Here is an 18,263-nt window from a genome sequence, read left to right on the forward strand (position 1 = left end):
CCTACAAAATCATTTTGTTAGCAATAACATGGTTACATCATGCTTGGGTATAACGGTTTTAAAATCTTTCTTGGTCGTGCCTACATCTTTCTTAGTCCAAAGATTACGCACTTTATAAGTCACTTTATTTGTATTCAACTCCATTTTAGATAGATCATCGGTAATGGGGTTATCTTTCCATTTAAACTCTACCGTTTGCGGTTGTTCAGAACGATTAAGAAAACAAATGGCCCAATTCCCATTACTTAATGGCTTTAACCACGTTTCGATTCCGTCTTTAGAAGAATGCCGAAATCCCTGAATTCCTAACTTATCCTGATTTACTGCAATTACTTCCTTGTTTGTCAGGACTTGAACCGTTTCCTTGCTCATCTTGCGCAAATCATTACCGGCAATTAAAGGTGCAGCTAACATGGTCCAGATAGAAAAATGAGCCCGATCTTCATTAACAACCATACCATTTCCTACTTCCAGCATGTCCGGGTCGTTCCAATGGCCGGGACCAGCGTATTGCCGTAGCCCCTCTTGCTTATCAGCTATTTTCATTACGCCCCAGGATTTCCAGGTGCCATGGTCTTCCACACAATCAAAACAGTTAAAGATATCACCAGTAGTCCGCCACAAGTGCCCTACCGATTGGCCCCAGGTCCAGGGTTTATCAGTACCCCACTCACAGATACTTAAAACCATAGGTCGGCCAGCCTGGCGTATTGCTGCCGTAAAAGTTTTATAAGCACCCTCCGCCTTTAAGCCTTCGGTGTTGCACCAATCATATTTTACATAGTCTACGTCCCAGCTGGCATAGGTTTTTGCATCCTGAAATTCGTAGCCGCGGCTACCCGGACGCCCCCCACAGGTTTGTGAACCCGCATCCGAATAAATACCAAACTTTAAGCCCTTCGCATGAATATAATCTGCCAAAGCTTTCATGCCCGATGGAAAACGTTTTGGGTCTTCATGAATAAAACCTAAACTATCGCGGTCCCCGTGCCAGCAATCATCAATATTGATGTACGTATAACCGGCATCTTTCATTCCGGTGGCCACCATGGCATCAGCTATTTCCCGGATCATTTTTTCATCGACGTTACAGGCAAATTTGTTCCAGCTGTTCCACCCCATAGGAGGCGTTAATGCCAATCCTTCAAATTTCTTGTAGTTCTGTACGTAGTTGTTTCCCTGACTAATGGCTGAAACTGACAGCGTTAAACTAAATACAAGGAGCAGTATTGTTTTAAAATGACACATAAACTTTGTTTAAGTTAGACGTTTGTTTTTTAAGTGAATAGAATTAAAGCTTTTTGTTGAGTACAATCAAAAGAAGATGTTACCTTCTTTTTTGTTGGGTTAAATACCAGCAACAGATCTCCCAGCCAGATCGATGGCTCGCTTATTTCCTTTAAAATCAGTAATAGTAACTTTGGATGCATTTTGCACCACCAAAGTTCTACAGGATTGGGAGAGGTAAGTGGTTCCATAGCAGAATTCTTCTCTGCGTTTCTTACCGTTGTTGAACTCCAGCTCAGCATAAGCATCGGTAGCCTGCAGGGGCACTACCTGGTACTCTGCTTTTGCTTTGCTGCGGAATACTTTCAGGCTGTCACTGTTCTGACTCACCAGTACTAATGGCTCTTTATCCCTGGTTAACAACTGCACCATCGCTTTAGCATCTCCTTTCACGGCAAAACCTGTTTGCTTGGGCGCTACTGCGGCAAAGCCTCCTTTACCATTACCCGTTAGTAAAGTACCATAAGCGGCATCGTAATAACCTACTGCCGTTTCCGGAGCATAGGAGTTACCCGCCAGCAGCAAGTCCAGGTTGCCGTCCTGGTTGTAATCCGAAGCCACCATGCCGAACACCGGGGCTACCTGCGCCGGCATGGGTAACGCTTTGATCTGGAACTTGCCATTGCCTACGTTCTCGATGTAGCTGCTCTGAAAGGTATAACTCCTGGCCGTATAAGCGCCTTCCAGTTCTTCTTTTGTAAACAGCTTTTCAAAAGTAGTCTCGGCATAATCCGCATACCGGGGGAAACGCTTGCGCATCATCACCATCTGATCGGTAAGCGCATCCCGGGCGGGTGCCGGGTAATTCTGCCCCTGGATATAATAGCCCATTACCGGATCCACGTTACCGCTCTTGTCAAAGTCTTTGGCCACAATGGTTACCGGCTGCTCCGGCGAAGCTTTATAGCGGGAGTTCAGCCCTAAGTTACCACCTACATAATCCATGTCTCCATCATTATCAAAGTCTGCGGCCAGTAAACTGTTCCACCAGCCTTCGGTATGGGTTAAACCTGTACTGGCGGTTACATTGGTAAATTTGCCTTTGTTGTTCTTAAAGAAAGTCAGCGGCATCCACTCGCCGGCTACCAGTAAGTCTACCTGCCCGTCCTGGTCAAAGTCTGTCCACAAAGCGGTCGTCACCATACCAATCGTCTCCAGCTCTTTACACAAGCTGGCGGTCTGGTTGGTAAAGGTGCCGCCATTGTTTCTGAGCAAACAGCTCTGCCCCGGCATCGGGTACTGCCGCGGATTATTGCGGCCACCTACAAACAAATCCAGATCCCCGTCCTGATCATAATCAGCGGCCGTTACACAAGAGCCGCTGCTGGTAATGCGTGGCAAAGCATTTTCATCTAAGGTAAAGTTGCCTTTGCCATCATTCTTGTATAAGCGATGCAGATAGTTCTGGGGCATGTTCAGGTATTCATTGCCACCAGTGGCTACATACAAGTCTAAGTCTTTATCGTTATCGGCATCAAAAAACAAAGCACCCATGTCATCTTCGGTGTTGGGCACTGAAGTTAAAGGCCGGGAAGTAAACTTGCCCTGGTGGTTCTGGTAAAAGATGGTGCCGCTGCGGCGGGCGCTGCCGCCCACAAAAAAGTCATCCAGGCCATCTCCGTTGACATCACCTACGGCTAAACCGGGTCCTCCCTGCGAGAGCTTGTGGGGCATTAAGGGCTGGTTCTTGAAGTCAATAAAATCATCTTCTTCGTGTTTGTAAGCAATGCCAAAAGAAGAAGATGCTTCTGTGAACAAAGGTGCTGGTGCTGGTTTAGGGGCAGGTTTGGTGCCCGTAGCCTGGCGGATATCTAAAACCAGGATCTGGTTGGGCTTAACGTTGCGAAGTAGCTGGTACCTGCCACCCGGCCAGATAACTTCTAAAGAATCAACAACAGCTGTTTTACCTAAACCAAAGTGTACTGTCGGGTCTACCGAGGATTGGTAGCCGCGGGTAGGGTAGTGTTCATAGAACTGCTGTTGGCCTTTGTATTTGATCCGGATAGTGGCACCGATACCTTCCCGGTTGGGAGCTGCTCCCTGCAGACGCAGGTTCAGGTAGTGGTTCTGGTTTAGCTGCTGGGCGTTGTTCTGGTAGATGAAGGCTTCGCTGTTGAGGTTGTTGACCACCAGGTCCAGATCACCGTCATTGTCTAAGTCTGCATAAGCGGCTCCATTGGAATTGGATGGCTCCTCCAGTCCCCAATCCTTCGTCTTGTCGGCAAACGTCAGGTCACCCCTGTTCTGATAAATATAATTCGGGATTTTTACTTTAGGCGCACCCGCTAACTCTTTCTCTCTTTCCTTCACCGAAGAGGCATCTCCAAAACTAATAGCATCCTGCTGGTAATGCACATAATCTAAATCGGTAATATCCCGAACATACCCATTGGTAATAAATAAGTCGCGCAAACCATCGTTGTCATAATCAGCAAAGAGCGGACTCCAACTCCAGTCGGTAGCATATACCCCGGCCAGTTGACCTATCTCGCTGAACGTGCCGTTGCCATTGTTTAACTGCAGGCTGTTCCGGATATACTGTATTTCGTAGCCCATTTTTTTATTCAACTCAAAGCGGTCGTAGTTGGGCCCATCCATGGTGGTTTTCTGCCGTTTATTATCTTCCGGCAGCATGTCCAGCACCATTATATCTACTAATCCATCGTTGTTAAAGTCTGTAATATCAGTACCCATAGCATTGTAGCTGGTGTGCTTCAGGTATTGGGCGGCTTTATTGGAGAAGGTGCCATTTTTATTATTTATCCAAAGTAAATCATTACTTATAAAATCATTAGCCGCATAAATATCCGGCCAGCCATCCTGGTTAATATCACTAATTCCTACCCCTAGCCCCCAGCCTTCCGTCTGAATTCCGGCTTCTTTGGAGACATCCGTAAATGTGTTATTGCCATTATTCCGGTAAAGCCGATCGGTATTATTGTTTTGGCCCCGGGTAAGCTTATAATTAGGGTTATTTCGATTAGTTCTATCGGAGGCATTGGTGAGCAAGTACATGTCCAGGTCACCGTCCTGATCGTAATCAAGAAAAGCAGCTTGCGTACTATAACCTTTATCAGCTAAGCCATAAGCCTGCGCCTCCTCCTTAAAGCTTAGGTTTCCTGTTTTATCAATTCCCTTATTTATAAACAGGAGATTAGGCGCGCCTTCTATGCTATTGGGTTTGATGGTGCATACATAAATATCTAAAAGGCCATCCTGGTTAATATCAACCATGGTTACGCCAGTTACCCAAAGGTTAGTATTTACTCCAGCCGGAGCACTAATATCCTCAAATTTTAATTTGCCTTTATTTAAATATAACTTACTAGAAACCAGGTTGCCTCCAAAAAATAAATCGGTTAATCCATCATTATTTACATCACCGGCGGCTACGCCTGCGCCGTTATAGATATAAATAAAATTTAAAATGTTCAGGGAATCGTTTTCCGAAATGGTGTTACTAAAATTTATACCTGTATCTGTTGATTTTAGTAAGGTATACAACGGCTTCTCCCTTTTAAAGAAGTGGCATTGCGGCAGAAGCGCAAGAGAAAAAAATAAAAGTAGAAGGGATTTAAAATTCATTGAAAGCAGCTATTGAAGAAATAAAATGCAAGAGAGGAAGTTATCTATCAGATTAAAAGTTCACCTTCACCAAAGGCAGTTGCCAAGGTTTGGAGCAGAAACAGGTTCTGAATGTTGACAGGTAGTAACATATATAACAACTACTTCATTCTGGTCTTTATCATAAGCAGCAAAGGCCTTGTAATTTTTACAAGGCCTTTTACTACAAATTAACCTACCACAAATTTGATTTTACAAATTCAGGTGTTAAGAATTAATAACCAGAATTTTGTTTCAATTCTGAATTGCTAAGAATAGCTTGTTGCGGAATTGGCAGGATATCTTTTCCACTAGGAATAGTAATACCAAATTCGTCTCTTACATAATTCTTATGCTCACCTGATCTTCTTAATAAGAACCATAACGACATCTCACCAGATAACTCGTGACGGTATTCTTCTATGATGATATCTTTAAACGCTTTGTTAGCCGGAGCCGGAGCTAAACCAGCTCTTTTCCGTATGGTGTTATTGATTAATTCGCGCGCGGCAGCTTCCTGTCCGCTTCTCCATAAAGCTTCGGCCTTACTTACATAAACTTCACCTAAACGCATCATGATAACATTCTGACCATTGAAAATAGTCTGTGGGTTACCAGTACTGCCTCTTACGTTCGGATCTCTCCAGGTTTTTACACTGTAGTAACCTGAACGAAGACCATCAGAACCTTTCCAAGGCTTTTCTTTCGTGCCAAGAGTATTGATACCACCAAATAGTTCTTTCACTTTAGGATAAGCGCTAATTTGAATAGCCGGGCTAGGGTGTGTATCGCCTGGGCCAATTACAGTAGGCATCTTTCTTTTATCGTCCTGCTCAAAAGAAGTATACAATTTCGGATCGGCGTAGCCATAACCAAAGTTGGTAATTTCTTCCGGCATGTGGAAAGATGTAAACCAGATGGTTTCATCAGCGTGTCCCCAAGATTGATCAGCACCTTCTAAGAACTGTACTTCGAAAAGCGACTCATCATTATTCTGATTCGCATACTCGTGGATGTTAAGGAAATTTTCCTCTAACTTATAACCACCCGCATCAATCATATCAAAGGTTTTAACTGCATCCGCATATTTCTTCTGCCACATTTCAGCAGAACCTTTATAAGCTAAAGCAGCACCTTTAGTAGCACGACCTAAGTTTGACCGGTCATTTTTATAGTTCCATGGTAACAGGTTAGCTGCCGTTTCCATGTCTTTAGCTACTTGCGCAAAAACTTCATCCTGGGTGTTACGTGGGTGACGGCCTTCATCTGTTACAGTTTGTAATTCTAAAGGAACACCACCAAACATAGAAGCTAAATAATAATAGAATGTGCCTCTCAGAAAGTAAGCTTCCCCGTTTAACCGATTTGCTAAATCTTCGGTTATTACACCATCCGCTTTCATTTTAGCAACAATCGGGAATACAGAGTTAGCTCTGGCGATACCTTCGTAAGACTTAACCCAAGCAATGTTTAATGGGTCAAAGTTTGTTGGAACTTCATATGTTTCGAAGAAAACGTCAGCACCGTAATTGTGGAAATCCTGTGATAAGAAGTTAGCTCCATACCACAAAGATTTGTTCATAAAATCTGAATCGTGGAAGGTATCATAGATTGCGTTTACTAATCTAACACCATCTTCAGGCTTCTTAAACAAAGATGCTTCGGAGATATTTCTAGTATCTGCCTCATCTAAAAAGTCCTTACAGCTTAGGGGCAGTAATGTAGCCACCCCCAAGGTAAGTATATATATACTTTTATTTAATTTCATAAATTGATTAATGATATCTGTTACTTCTAATTAAAACGTTACATTCAAGCCAAGGCCAAAGAATTTAGATAAAGGATAAGTTCCTACATCAATACCTGCCATGGTTACGTTTCTATTCCCAGTATTTGGATCAGCTACCTGACCAATTTCAGGGTCTAAACCAGAATATTTAGTGAAGGTTATTAAGTTCTGAGCGCTTACAAATACTCTGATCTTGTTGATATTAGCTCTCTGTGCAAAAGTACCTGGAATAGTATAACCAATTTGTAAATTTCTTAATCTTAAATAGCTACCATCTTCTACATAAGCATCAGACGGACGCGTGTTACCATTAAGATCAGGACGAGTTACTCTTGGATAAATATCCGACGGACGATCTGCTCTCCAGTAGTTGTTGTAGTAATCTAAACCAACGTTCTGTAAACCAATACCACCTTGCGTAGCACCAAAATTCTGAAGAACTCTGCTGGTGTAGTTGAAGATGTCGTTACCTACAGATGCATACCAGAACATGTTCATGTCGAAGTTCTTAAAAGTTGCATCTAAGTTAAGACCACCAAAGAATTTAGGTAGTGGACTTCCAATAATAGTACGGTCTTCTGTTGTAATACGGCCATCACCATTTAAGTCAACAAACTTACGGTCGCCGGGAACAGTAGTAGAAGCCTGATAGAACGTGTTTTCACCGTTTTTCTCAACAGCTGCTGTATTTAAAGCATCAATCTCAGCTTGGGTCTGGAAAATACCTGCGCTCTTATAACCGTAGAAAGCACCTACCGGGCCACCTACTTCAGAACGGCTAAACTCAACCCAGGTATTACCACCTACATTCGGGAAACCTAAACCACCAATGTTACCAATAGCATTTAAACCATCATACAAGCTTAAAATTCTATTTTTAACGGTAGTAATGTTTGCTCCAATACCATATTGGAAAGCTTTTTGAGATTCACGGTATTCAACGCCTAATTCAATACCACTATTACGGATACTACCTACGTTACGGGTTGCTACCGAGAAACCAGTTTGTGATGGAACCGGAATATCTAACAAGAAATCACGGGATTCTTTAATGTAATAATCTGCCGTGAAGGTTAGTTTATTATTCAGGAATGAAGCATCCAAACCTAAATCGCTCTGAACAGAAGTTTCCCATTTTAGGTTAGGATTTGGTAAACCTTGTAAAGCAAAGCCTTCCTGATAAACCTTATTAAACGGATAACCTAAGTTGTTAATTGACAAATAGTTACCACCAGTATAATATTGACCTAAATATCTAAATGGACCTATACCAGCCTGGTTACCAACACGGCCATAGCTAGCCCTTACTTTTAAGTCAGATAATACATTTACATCAGCAAGGAAAGCTTCGTTTTTAACTCTCCAGGCAATAGACGCAGATGGGAATACACCATAACGGTTATGTGCTGGGAATTTAGAAGAACCATCCCGTCTTACGGTTGCAGTTAATAAATATTTATCTGCGAAGTTGTAACTAACTCTACCGAATTGAGAAGCTAAAGAAGTGGCAACCTCATCTCCAAAAATGTTAGTGATAGTTTGTACGTTTCCTAAATTACGTAACCGGTCGCTAATTAGCCCCAGACCACTACCACCAATCCGGCGGAAGTTATTTTGCTGAAAAGAAAAACCACCTACGAAGTCAATATTGTGCTGACCAAAAGCTTTGGTATAAGCAACAGTATTTTCCCACAAATAATCTACCGTATTATTAGCGCTCTGAGAATAATTAGCTAAAACAGGTGCCTGTAACCGCTCATGTGAAGGCGTAAAATAATAGCCAGAATAATCAGCGATATTAGTACCAAAGTTTGTTTTTAACCGAAGACCTTTCGCTAGTGTTGCCTCTAAATAACCAGAAGCTAATAAGTAGTTGTTTTCGTTTTTCTGATCCTGCGTCTGAATCAAAGCAACTGGGTTATCTAGGTAATTTACAGCTGTATTATTTTTTGTAAAATAACCGTATTCACCATTTGGCCCTATTACCTGATCAGTAGCCGGGTTACCAGTCATGCTTGGAATTAACTTGGTTAAAGTACCAATACCAACTCCGGCATTCTGACCACCTGTACCTAAAGCAGTTCTGCTATTGCTACGGGTATATTTAATGCTGGAAGAAGCTTTTAACCACTTGGTAGCATTATAATCTACGTTTACACTCGCGTTATAACGTCTGTAATTAGATCCTTCAACAATCCCTTTTTGATCTAAAAAGCCTAAAGAGAAAGCAGACTGTAACTTATCGCTACCGCCACGGATACCAACATTATAGTTTTGGCGAAGACCTGGACGATATAACTCTTCCTGCCAATCAATGTTACGTAAAGCAGCCGGATTACCCCACTCAGGTAGAGGTTGGAAATTATCTTCAGCCGCTCTTTCATTAGCTAATGTAGCAAATTGCTGAGCATTGGCTAATTTATACATTTTAGGTTTAGTTTGGATAGAGCTTAAAGCATCTAATGAAATTTGCATTTCACCGGCTTTACCCCGTTTAGTAGTTATAATAACAACCCCATTAGCCGCCCGGTTACCGTAAATTGCGGTAGCAGATGCGTCTTTTAATATTTCCATGGAGGCAATATCAGAAGGGTTGATTGTATTAATACCACCAGTGATTGGATAGCCATCTACTACGTAAAGAGGATCGTTATTACCGAAACCACCTACACCCCGGATCTGTACATTTATACCAGCTCCCGGAGAAGCATCATTGTTAGTTACCTGAACCCCGGCAGAACGACCTTGTAAAGCCTGATCTAAAGTTGTAACCGGCGTTTTCTCAATTTGAGCAGCTGTTATAGAGCTGATAGCACCTGTTACATCTTCCCGTCTCTGTGTTCCATAGCCTACCACAACCAACTCTTGTAAAGCTTTAGCATCATCAGATAACACAACATTGAAAGTAGCCGGACCTGTGTAAGCTTTCTCTTGTGAGGTATAACCAATATAAGAAAAAACTAAAGTTCCTGCCTTCTCAGGCACATCCAAGGTAAAGGATCCGTCCGGAGCAGTAGTAGTACCAGTTGTAGTACCTTTTACAATTACTGTAACGCCTGGTAAACCTTCGCCGTCGCTAGAGGTAACTTTACCTTTTACCGGCCAGGCAATTGGTTTAACCGCCGCTTTTACAGAAGCAACTGCTGCTTTGGAGGTTACGCCTCCTCCTAATGCGAGCAGTAATAATAAACAGCAACTTTTGCGCTGCCAAGAATGGGTATTCTTTTTCTTCATAGAAATTTATATAAATAATTGTGTTGGTTCTACCATCAGGCTTATGCACTCCATTTCTTCAATAAAAATATGATATTCTTAATATTACCTGGATTTACCGAAAAGAATAAGAGGAGTTACTTAAGGTATATTTAGGATTCAACTAAATTCAAGCCGTTATATTTTCTGGCCTCAAATTTAAGGGCTTTAACTAAGGTAAAAGTAATACTTTTTTATCCTTTCCTTCGCTTATATTTTCAAAAGTGCTATTTTTTGGGAGAAAAATACATGGATACTATACTAAAAGCACTTTACATAAAAGAAAACACAAATCCACTTTTATGCATAATTTTTTATGAAAAATTTAAAAAATAAAGAATTTATATACCTGGCATTTTATTTTATCTAATACTATTATTTACACGATTACCATATTAACTAAAAATTTTATAATACTTTTTTAACATAGTTAAATAATTTTTATAAAAACTAATTGATTGTTAAAAAATACATAAAAACAAAGAATTAGAAAGGAAATTTTAACAATTTCCCAATAAATGACTTATTGTTGCTATTACACAAAGTAATATTATTATACCCTTTTAACTCCTGTAACTTATTATTTACGTAAATTCCAACCTATGTAACTACATAATAATTAAGCACTAATCCTTAATTATTATTGTATAAAAATTATATAAACTAGCAACCACCTTTTAGTATTCATATAATTTTTCTAATATTATAGAATTAGTAAAATTTAAATATGCAGATTAAAGAAGATCAAACAGCATGGAGCTTTAGGATTTATACTTCCAAAAGAGATGTACAGCGGGAAAAAATATTTAAACAAGCGCGGGTATTGTGGTAAGGACCTTTCCAGAACCCTATCTTATCTTCTTTAAGCATAGTTGAATAATCATCGTACACGCCCCAGAACCATTCTCCCTTTTCATAATCCAGCAAGTGCTTTTGTATAAAGCTCCAACTATTCCAAGCTTTTTCAAAAAAAACTATTTCTTTAGTAATGTTATAGGCATTCATAAAGCCAATCATTGCTTCGGCGCTAACCCACCATTCCCGGTGCTTGTCATAATGATTTAGATTAGCATTGAATTCATGATACAAACTACCATCCGGCTGAACCTGCAAGGCAGTAGCGGCAGCTAACTTTGCAGCAACCACCTTAACTTCCATTAGCAAAGCAGTATTACCTAAGGATTCTGCTGCTTCCACCAATAGCCAGGATGCTTCTATATCATGACCAAAAGAAATTAAATCAGCGGTTGATACCCAATCAGAGGTAAAAAACAATTTAAGATGACCTTGGTCTCCATCGATAATAGTGTGCAGAAATACCCGAATTAAATTGGTTAATTGCTTGGCTAGTTTACTATCTGGCCAAACCCGATATAAATTAGTGTATGCCTCCAATACATGCAGGTGCGTATTTGTGGTTTTTAACGCATTACGGTCTTTAGGACTTAAGCGTAAATCTTCCAACAGATCCCCTTCCTGGCTAAAAGCCTCCAGATAGCCACCCTGCACCGGATCATAGCTATACTTCTCTATCCATTCAAACAGGTTCTGGCAGTACAGCAAGGCGTTATTGTTTTTGGTAGCTTTATAGAATTCACTTAAACCATAAATAGCAAAAGCAAGACTATAGATTTGTTTCCTGGTATTTTCAGGATTTCCTTCAGCACTTACCGACCAGAACACGCCCCCATACTCTTTATCCAAAAAATAATCTTCAAAATAAGTAAAGGCTCTTTGTGCCAGGCATAAATCTTCCGGATTCTTAGTATGTTGATACCCCGCAGAAAATCCCCAAAGAATTCGGGCATTTAAAATACTTCCTTTTGCTGCACTTTTATCAACCTGGTTATTATTATCAAGTCTGCCAACAAACCCTCCGTTTACCTCATCTACAGCATACTTCCGCCAAAACAAAAGAATCCTATTCAACTCTTCTTCTGCTTCCTGCCGAAATTGTTTTATGTCATCCAAAAACTCAGTATTTAAAGAGTTATTCATCTTCTGTTGTTAGAACCTGATATTTAAACTTCCTGATATTTATTTAACTCAACGCTATAAAGAAGAAGTTTTTCCGCCTACTTAAAAGAAGTAAGTCATTTATTTTTATTGATTTTCTACAGGAAAGCAGATGCTTCTGAAACTTATCTTACAGAAGAATGGCAAAGAAGGATGCTATTTTAAAGAAGGAACTAGTTATAGACAAAGGCTTCTTCTTTTAGAACCTGATTAGCAGGAGTATCTTTGGGCAATTTGTCCCACCAGGTCTTTTTTAAAATATAAGAAGTTACCAAAACTACTCCGCCCACAACGCTTAGTTCCATATACATTTTCAGCACCAGGTAAATCGGCAGTAAGGTCAAGCCTATTTGCCAAAATATTCCAATGCTCACATTAAACATGTCTAACCAAAAGTCTTCATTTTTACGAAAATCAGGATTATCTGCCACCACTAAATTATGAACAGGTTTCCAAAATCCCCAGGGACGGATTGTACAATAGAATAGTTTTAAAGTAGGCAAATCGGTTTCAGGACGCGAATAGGTTCCAACTATACAACCCAAAAAAGAAAGTGTTAGTAGTAAAGGGAAGTAATTTAAAGGATTGCCGGCAAAGATGTAGGGGAAAACCAAAGCCGGAATTATACCCGACAGCATTCCCCAGAAAAAGCCACTCCCGTTAAACCGCCACCAATACCATTTTAATAGGTTGGCCGCAATATACCCTCCATACAAGCCAGCCACAATCCAATGCAGAATACTATTAACATCTTTGGTAAAGTAACCTATGATAATACTAACCAGAACTACCCCAATACCGCTTAAGTAGTTCATGCGGCTTATGTTTTTATTACAAGCTTCGGGATTAACATACTTTAAGTAAATATCATTAACTATATATGCCTGTGCGGCATTTAATGTACCCGCAAAGGTTCCAATGAAAGCCGCTAGCAAACCTGCCAGCAATAAACCCAATACCCCGGGAGGAGCAAAATTTAAAATGGCAGAGGGAAGTATTTTTTCAAAATCAATACCCTGATCTCCTGCTATATTTAACTGCTTGAAATTTATGATTGCCAAAACCGCAAAACCAATAACCATTAGGTAGCGCGCCGGAATTAGCACCAACGATACAATCCCACTCATTTTAGCTGCATCTTGTGGACTGCGCGCAGATAAAATTCTTTGCATGTCATAACTAGGGGCCGGGCCGGCTAAACTGGCCAGAACACCTTTAAAAAGCACCATCGAAAAAAACAGGCTAAATAAGGAATAACCGTCCGAATTGATTTTTTCCTGTACTTCCTGATTAATGTGCGACCAATTTAAATCGCTTAGGGTGGCGCCAAAAAATGGGGTAGCCCAACCCTCCGGAACCTGCAAAACGGCTTTATCCAGGTTATTCATTGCCAAAACTGCTATAATTATGGCTGCCAACGTCATGATGATATATTGCAACACATCTGCCCATACTACACTTGCCATACCACCAATGATAGCATAAAACACGGCAAAAAAAGTAAACAGCAATCCATAAAAATGAGGAACAAATGGAGGGGAAATAGAAAAAGGAATATGAGGTTGTACAAGCTTCCAGGGAATGAAAATTTCAATAAATTTCCCCAGCCCAATAAATCCATAAGCCAAAAAACCAAGGCAGCTTAATAAAGCAAAAATAACTACTATGGCGTGCGCTTTATCCGCATCCTTTCCTCTTCCAAACCGGGTTAACATCCACTCGGCACCTGTAGTAACATTAGACCTCCTTAACCACACTCCCATAAACATCATCAGAAAAACCTGATTAAAGGAAGGCCAGAGCCAGGGTATCCAAATACTTTTTAGCCCATACACAAAAGCCAGCATCACCATCCACATGGTACCCGAAATATCAAACATACCTGATGCATTTGATAAGCCCAAGGCATACCAGGGCAATGTTTTACCTCCTAATAAATAAGCATCTTTGCTTGTTTTTGCTTTTTGCCGCATTACCAACCCAATAAAGATTACCGCAGACAGGTAAAGTCCAATAATAGCTATATCAAGCGCCGATAATTTCAAGATGTTGGATAAAAATTAAGTGAGAAATTGTAGCATTTAAATTTGCAACCAGGCTAATAGATAAACCTCTTTGATAGTTAATCAAGAACATTTCTTCTCATCAATCCTCCTGACTTAAAACTGAAATTTAGGTTCTTGCTATTAAGTTACTTTTCTAATTTATAATAAAGCCACAGGAAACTTCTTAACCAGAATCAGTGGAGTAATCTCCTGGTATATTATTATCATTTTTTAATAATATTTTACCTGATTATAAAGTTACTTAACGTGTAAAGTAATAATTTTACTTTTACAACTAACTATAATTTGGTTTAAACGAAATACATTTAAATAAATTATAACTCAATGAAATAACTGGTAAAGGTAAAAATTTAGCATAAAATAGTTTAATCCGTTTCCATTGAAGTATTTTAAAGAAAGGTTACTTAAGCTCAACACCTAAGAAAATTACATACTAAGCCTTATTAACAATTTTAGCACAAAAAGTAACCCTGCCTTTAAAAGACTTTAATTCTTAAGATACTTTTTACATGAATACTATTTACCGGGAAATCACTCCACTTACTGAAAATGATTGTTTTACTTTTTTTTCAAGAGTAAAACAAGAGTTTGATTTCCCTTTACATTATCACGAAGAATTTGAGTTAAATTTTATTGCCAATGGTGCCGGGGTAAAACGGATTGTTGGAGACCATATAGAAGTGATTGATGATTTAGAATTGGTTTTGGTTGGCAGCAATTTACCGCATGGCTGGTTTACGCACCAATGCCAAAACAAGGAAATTTTTGAAATCACTATCCAGTTTCATCGCGACTTATTTGATCAGAAATTTTTACAACGTAACCAATTAAGTTTTATAAAAACCTTGTTGGAGCGGGCAAGCCGGGGCATTAGTTTTTCACGGGAAGTTATTGAGGCGTTCAGGCCCCGGTTAGAAATTCTTACCCAAAAAAGTGGATTTGAATCCGTACTGGAGTTATTTTCTATTTTACATGGCTTATCTCTTTCCCACAACATGCGCTTGCTGGCAAACAGCACATTTTCTACCGAAAAAATTAATTACCATAGCCGACGGATAGAAAAAGCCTTTAACTACATGCAGGCCAATTTTGATAAAGAAGTAACCCTGGCCGATGTAGCCAAAGAGGTAAACATGCCTGAAGTATCGTTTAGCCGCTTTATCAAAAAAAGAACCGGAAAAACCTTTGTTGAAAGCCTAAATGAAATTCGTTTAGGGCACGCTTCCCGGCTACTTATTGACACAACAGAAACCATTGCGGAAATATCTTATAAATGTGGTTTTAATAATTTATCTTATTTCAACCGCATTTTCAGGAAAAAGAACGGCTGTACCCCCAAGGAATTCCGGCAAAACTACTCGGGCAGCAGAATATACATTTAGATATTCCTACTTATAGTCCAGTACCTATAAATTAAAAGGGCACCTACCTGTGTTGCTCATAGGTATTTGGTTGGTTACTCTCTTTCAAGCTGGCTAGTTCTTTTTCAGGCAATGAGGCCGCTCCTGCTACCTGAATAGCATCCTGCAACTGCGCTTCGGTTCTTATGCCTAATACAGCTGAAGTAACAGCCGGATGGGACAACACAAACCGGGTGGCTACTTCGGCTGCTTTTGTTTTATTGCCAGCTACTTCTTCTATGGCCCAGGCTGCTTTCTCAACTTCTTCCGCAGTATAATTCAGGTATAATTTCGAACTTTTTCCTGCCAATAGTCCCTGTGCCAAACTTCCCCTGGTTAATACCCCAATAGTATTCTCCTGCAATAAATCTAAACAGGTTTCTTCCGGACGCCTATCCAACAAACTGTATTGCATCATTATGCTTACCATAGCAGATCGCTTAACATATTCCCGGATTACATTTGGCCGAATAGAAGAAATGCCGTAGTACCGGATTTTCCCCTCCTGCTTCAGTTGCTCAAAGGCTGCAATGGTTTCGTCTATCGGATCATCCAGCGTGCCGCCGTGTAACTGGTATAAATCTATGTAATCTATTTGCAAGCGTGTTAAGCTTTTATTTACTGCTTCCAGTATATATTCTTTTCTGGGGTTCCAATCCCAGCCGCTTCCATCGGGGCGCCATTGGTTGCCTACCTTGGTAGCAATTATTACTTTGTCGCGCATACCTTTGAATGCTTTACCAACAGTAATTTCATTTTCGCCCATAGCGTATAAATCAGCCGTATCAAAAAAATTAATCCCGGCATCTACTGCCTGGTGCAGGAGTTTAGCATTGTCCGCATGGTTATTACCCAACGACATACACCCAAAACTTACCTGACTAATGATTAAATCTGATTTACCTAATTTTTTATATTTTACTTCACGCATGATTCTTTATTTAGCAAGGCCCAAATATCAATGCTTATGAACGCATCATGTTTTATTTCCCAATCCACCAAAGTACCCTCTACTTGAAATTTAAATTTCTTAAGTAAATTTTCAGAAGCTTTATTTGCTGTTTCCGTAAATGCCTCAATCCGGTGCAGGCTCATTTCCCGGAAACCATAGGTAAGCACCACCGGTAGCACCTCTTGCATAATTCCCTGCTTCCAATAAGCTGGCAAAAGCCAATAGCCCATTTCGGCCTTCCGATGTGCCTGCTGCCAATTATTAAACCCACAGGCACCAATTAATTTTTCATCTTCTTTCCGGGCTATGCCCCACCAAATACCTGTTTTAGTAGCATAAATAGTATTGTACCATTGCATTTGCTCCCCGGTTGCCTCATAGGTATGGTATTCTACTCCGTAATATTTAATCACCCGCTCGTCCGATAAACCTTCAAAAATTGTTGGTTGATCATGGGCTATAATTTGCCGAAGCGTAAGATTTTCTGTTTGCAGGACCGGAAAATCCGGAAAGCCACCTGGTTCTCCTCTTGCTGGCTGCAGGAACGAGCGTAGTTTATTTAGCATGTTCTAATAAATCAGGAGTAAAAGTATCTTCCGCAGCATAAAAGGTTATTAATTGTGTTCGTATAAATTGGCTGTATCAGTCTGTGCTACATCCGTTAAAAAGCTGGCTATTTTAGTGATAGTATCTCCCAGATGCTTGGCTCCTTTTTCAGCAGTGGCTTTATATGGGTTACCGGCTCCCGTATCGTTTGTGGCTTTGGTCCATTGGCGGGGTGTCCAGGCCCATCCTTCCTGAATGGCTTTAAGCTTATTTTTATTGGTGCTTCCATCTCCCGCTTCCGATAACGGTAAAACTAAATGGGGAGCGATATGCAACATGGCACTGGTTTCCATTTCGTCGGCATGATCGCCGGGAGCATCAAAATAGTTAGCCCGTGTTACTACTTTAAACCAATTAATTTCAGCTATAAACATATCAGGAAAAAACCCTTGCAGCTCCCGAATCATTTGCCTGAAGTCATTACCTCCGTGCCCATTTAGCAATACCAGTTTTCGAATTCCTTGCACCAGTAGCGAATGCACCAGATCTTTCAATATTAGTAGCTGGGTGCTAGGGTTTATATTCAGGCAAAAAGGAATATCCAGCTGCCCGGTTTGCACCCCAAAAGGAATGGTGGGCATAATCATTACCTTGGCTCCGGTTTCCCAGGCAATCCGCCCAGCTTCGCTGGCGATAAAATCACATTGAATTACATCGGTACAATAAGGCAAATGATAGTTATGGGCTTCAGTGGCTCCCCAAGGCAGTACCGCTACTTCGTATTTAACTTCTTTTATTGTTTTCCAGTTTGCTTCCGCAAGGATGTATGGTCTGGGGCTCATAAGTTTCTGAATAAGAATTTTGGATAATATTACTTTCTGAACAATTATTTATACACTAAATATATTCTATTTAAGACAAATGCAGTTCTAAAGTTACCAGAGTAAAAAGAATCTCAATAACTTATACGACTCCAATATACAGGTTTCATGTTTTTCTACTAATCTTGTTATCCCATCCGTGGGCTGCCACTATAAGCTACATTTTCAACTGTTTTCAAAAAAAGATTTATAAGTAACTCAGCGTAAAAGTTTCATACAGGAATAGCTATAAATTGTCGAACTTTAGACACTTCCAATAAAATACTTACTTACAACCGATTGCATAACTTTAATTGCTTAAATGCCTTTAGATAAACTTGGCAGATATAAAAGGAAAGCATTACTTTTGAAATATGTAATCTTTACAATAACCATTTTAATAAAATTTATAAGAATTCGTTCCAATTAAACATGGTTATTTAAAAGTTCCTTTATTTTGTTTTATACTTATTCTTATTCATACTTTTAAAT

Annotated in this window: 10 protein-coding genes; 1 reads left to right on the forward strand and 9 read right to left on the reverse strand. The window is 40.0% G+C overall.

All coding sequences use genetic code 11. From position 1 onward, the window contains the following. Positions 1-9: 9 nt before the first annotated feature. From ADHAQ_RS0105570 to ADHAQ_RS24615, 6 genes are all read right to left on the reverse strand, one after another. A complete protein-coding gene (locus tag ADHAQ_RS0105570; protein WP_026462103.1) occupies positions 10-1,248 on the reverse strand; it encodes a glycoside hydrolase family 27 protein in 1,239 nt (412 codons plus the stop codon). Positions 1,249-1,347: 99 nt separating this feature from the next. Then, positions 1,348-4,791: a VCBS repeat-containing protein gene (locus tag ADHAQ_RS0105575; RefSeq protein WP_245590579.1), complete on the reverse strand. Its 3,444-nt coding sequence runs from the start codon at positions 4,789-4,791 to the stop codon at positions 1,348-1,350. Positions 4,792-5,125: 334 nt separating this feature from the next. Further along, entirely contained in the window at positions 5,126-6,658 is a 1,533-nt protein-coding gene (locus ADHAQ_RS0105580; RefSeq protein ID WP_026462105.1) for a RagB/SusD family nutrient uptake outer membrane protein, read from the reverse strand. Between the two features lie 30 nt (positions 6,659-6,688). Further along, positions 6,689-9,913: a SusC/RagA family TonB-linked outer membrane protein gene (locus tag ADHAQ_RS0105585; protein WP_026462106.1), complete on the reverse strand. Its 3,225-nt coding sequence runs from the start codon at positions 9,911-9,913 to the stop codon at positions 6,689-6,691. Positions 9,914-10,699: 786 nt separating this feature from the next. Further along, positions 10,700-11,929, reverse strand: coding sequence for an AGE family epimerase/isomerase (locus ADHAQ_RS0105590; RefSeq protein WP_051359729.1), 1,230 nt, complete (start codon positions 11,927-11,929; stop codon positions 10,700-10,702). A 191-nt stretch (positions 11,930-12,120) separates the two neighbouring features. After that, positions 12,121-13,992 (reverse strand): sodium:solute symporter family protein, encoded by a 1,872-nt coding sequence (locus tag ADHAQ_RS24615; protein WP_051359730.1) that lies wholly within the window; start codon positions 13,990-13,992, stop codon positions 12,121-12,123. Positions 13,993-14,522: 530 nt separating this feature from the next. Between ADHAQ_RS24615 and ADHAQ_RS0105600 the strand changes: the two genes are divergently transcribed. Next, positions 14,523-15,395, forward strand: coding sequence for an AraC family transcriptional regulator (locus ADHAQ_RS0105600; RefSeq protein WP_026462108.1), 873 nt, complete (start codon positions 14,523-14,525; stop codon positions 15,393-15,395). Positions 15,396-15,438: 43 nt separating this feature from the next. On the opposite strand, the gene ADHAQ_RS0105605 is transcribed toward ADHAQ_RS0105600, so the two are convergent. From ADHAQ_RS0105605 to ADHAQ_RS0105615, 3 genes are read right to left on the reverse strand one after another with little or no spacing between them, the layout of a single operon-like run. Next, on the reverse strand, positions 15,439-16,344 hold the full coding sequence (locus tag ADHAQ_RS0105605) for an aldo/keto reductase (protein WP_034256606.1): 906 nt from the start codon (positions 16,342-16,344) through the stop codon (positions 15,439-15,441). Then, on the reverse strand, positions 16,332-16,931 hold the full coding sequence (locus tag ADHAQ_RS0105610; protein ID WP_084523751.1) for a GNAT family N-acetyltransferase: 600 nt from the start codon (positions 16,929-16,931) through the stop codon (positions 16,332-16,334). Before ADHAQ_RS0105610 ends, ADHAQ_RS0105605 begins: the two co-directional genes overlap by 13 nt. A gap of 48 nt (positions 16,932-16,979) precedes the next feature. Further along, positions 16,980-17,753, reverse strand: a complete 774-nt coding sequence (locus ADHAQ_RS0105615; protein WP_026462111.1) for a creatininase family protein — start codon at positions 17,751-17,753, stop codon at positions 16,980-16,982. Between the last annotated feature and the right edge of the window lie 510 nt (positions 17,754-18,263).

Source organism: Adhaeribacter aquaticus DSM 16391 (assembly GCF_000473365.1).
Classification (GTDB): Bacteria; Bacteroidota; Bacteroidia; order Cytophagales; family Hymenobacteraceae; genus Adhaeribacter; species Adhaeribacter aquaticus.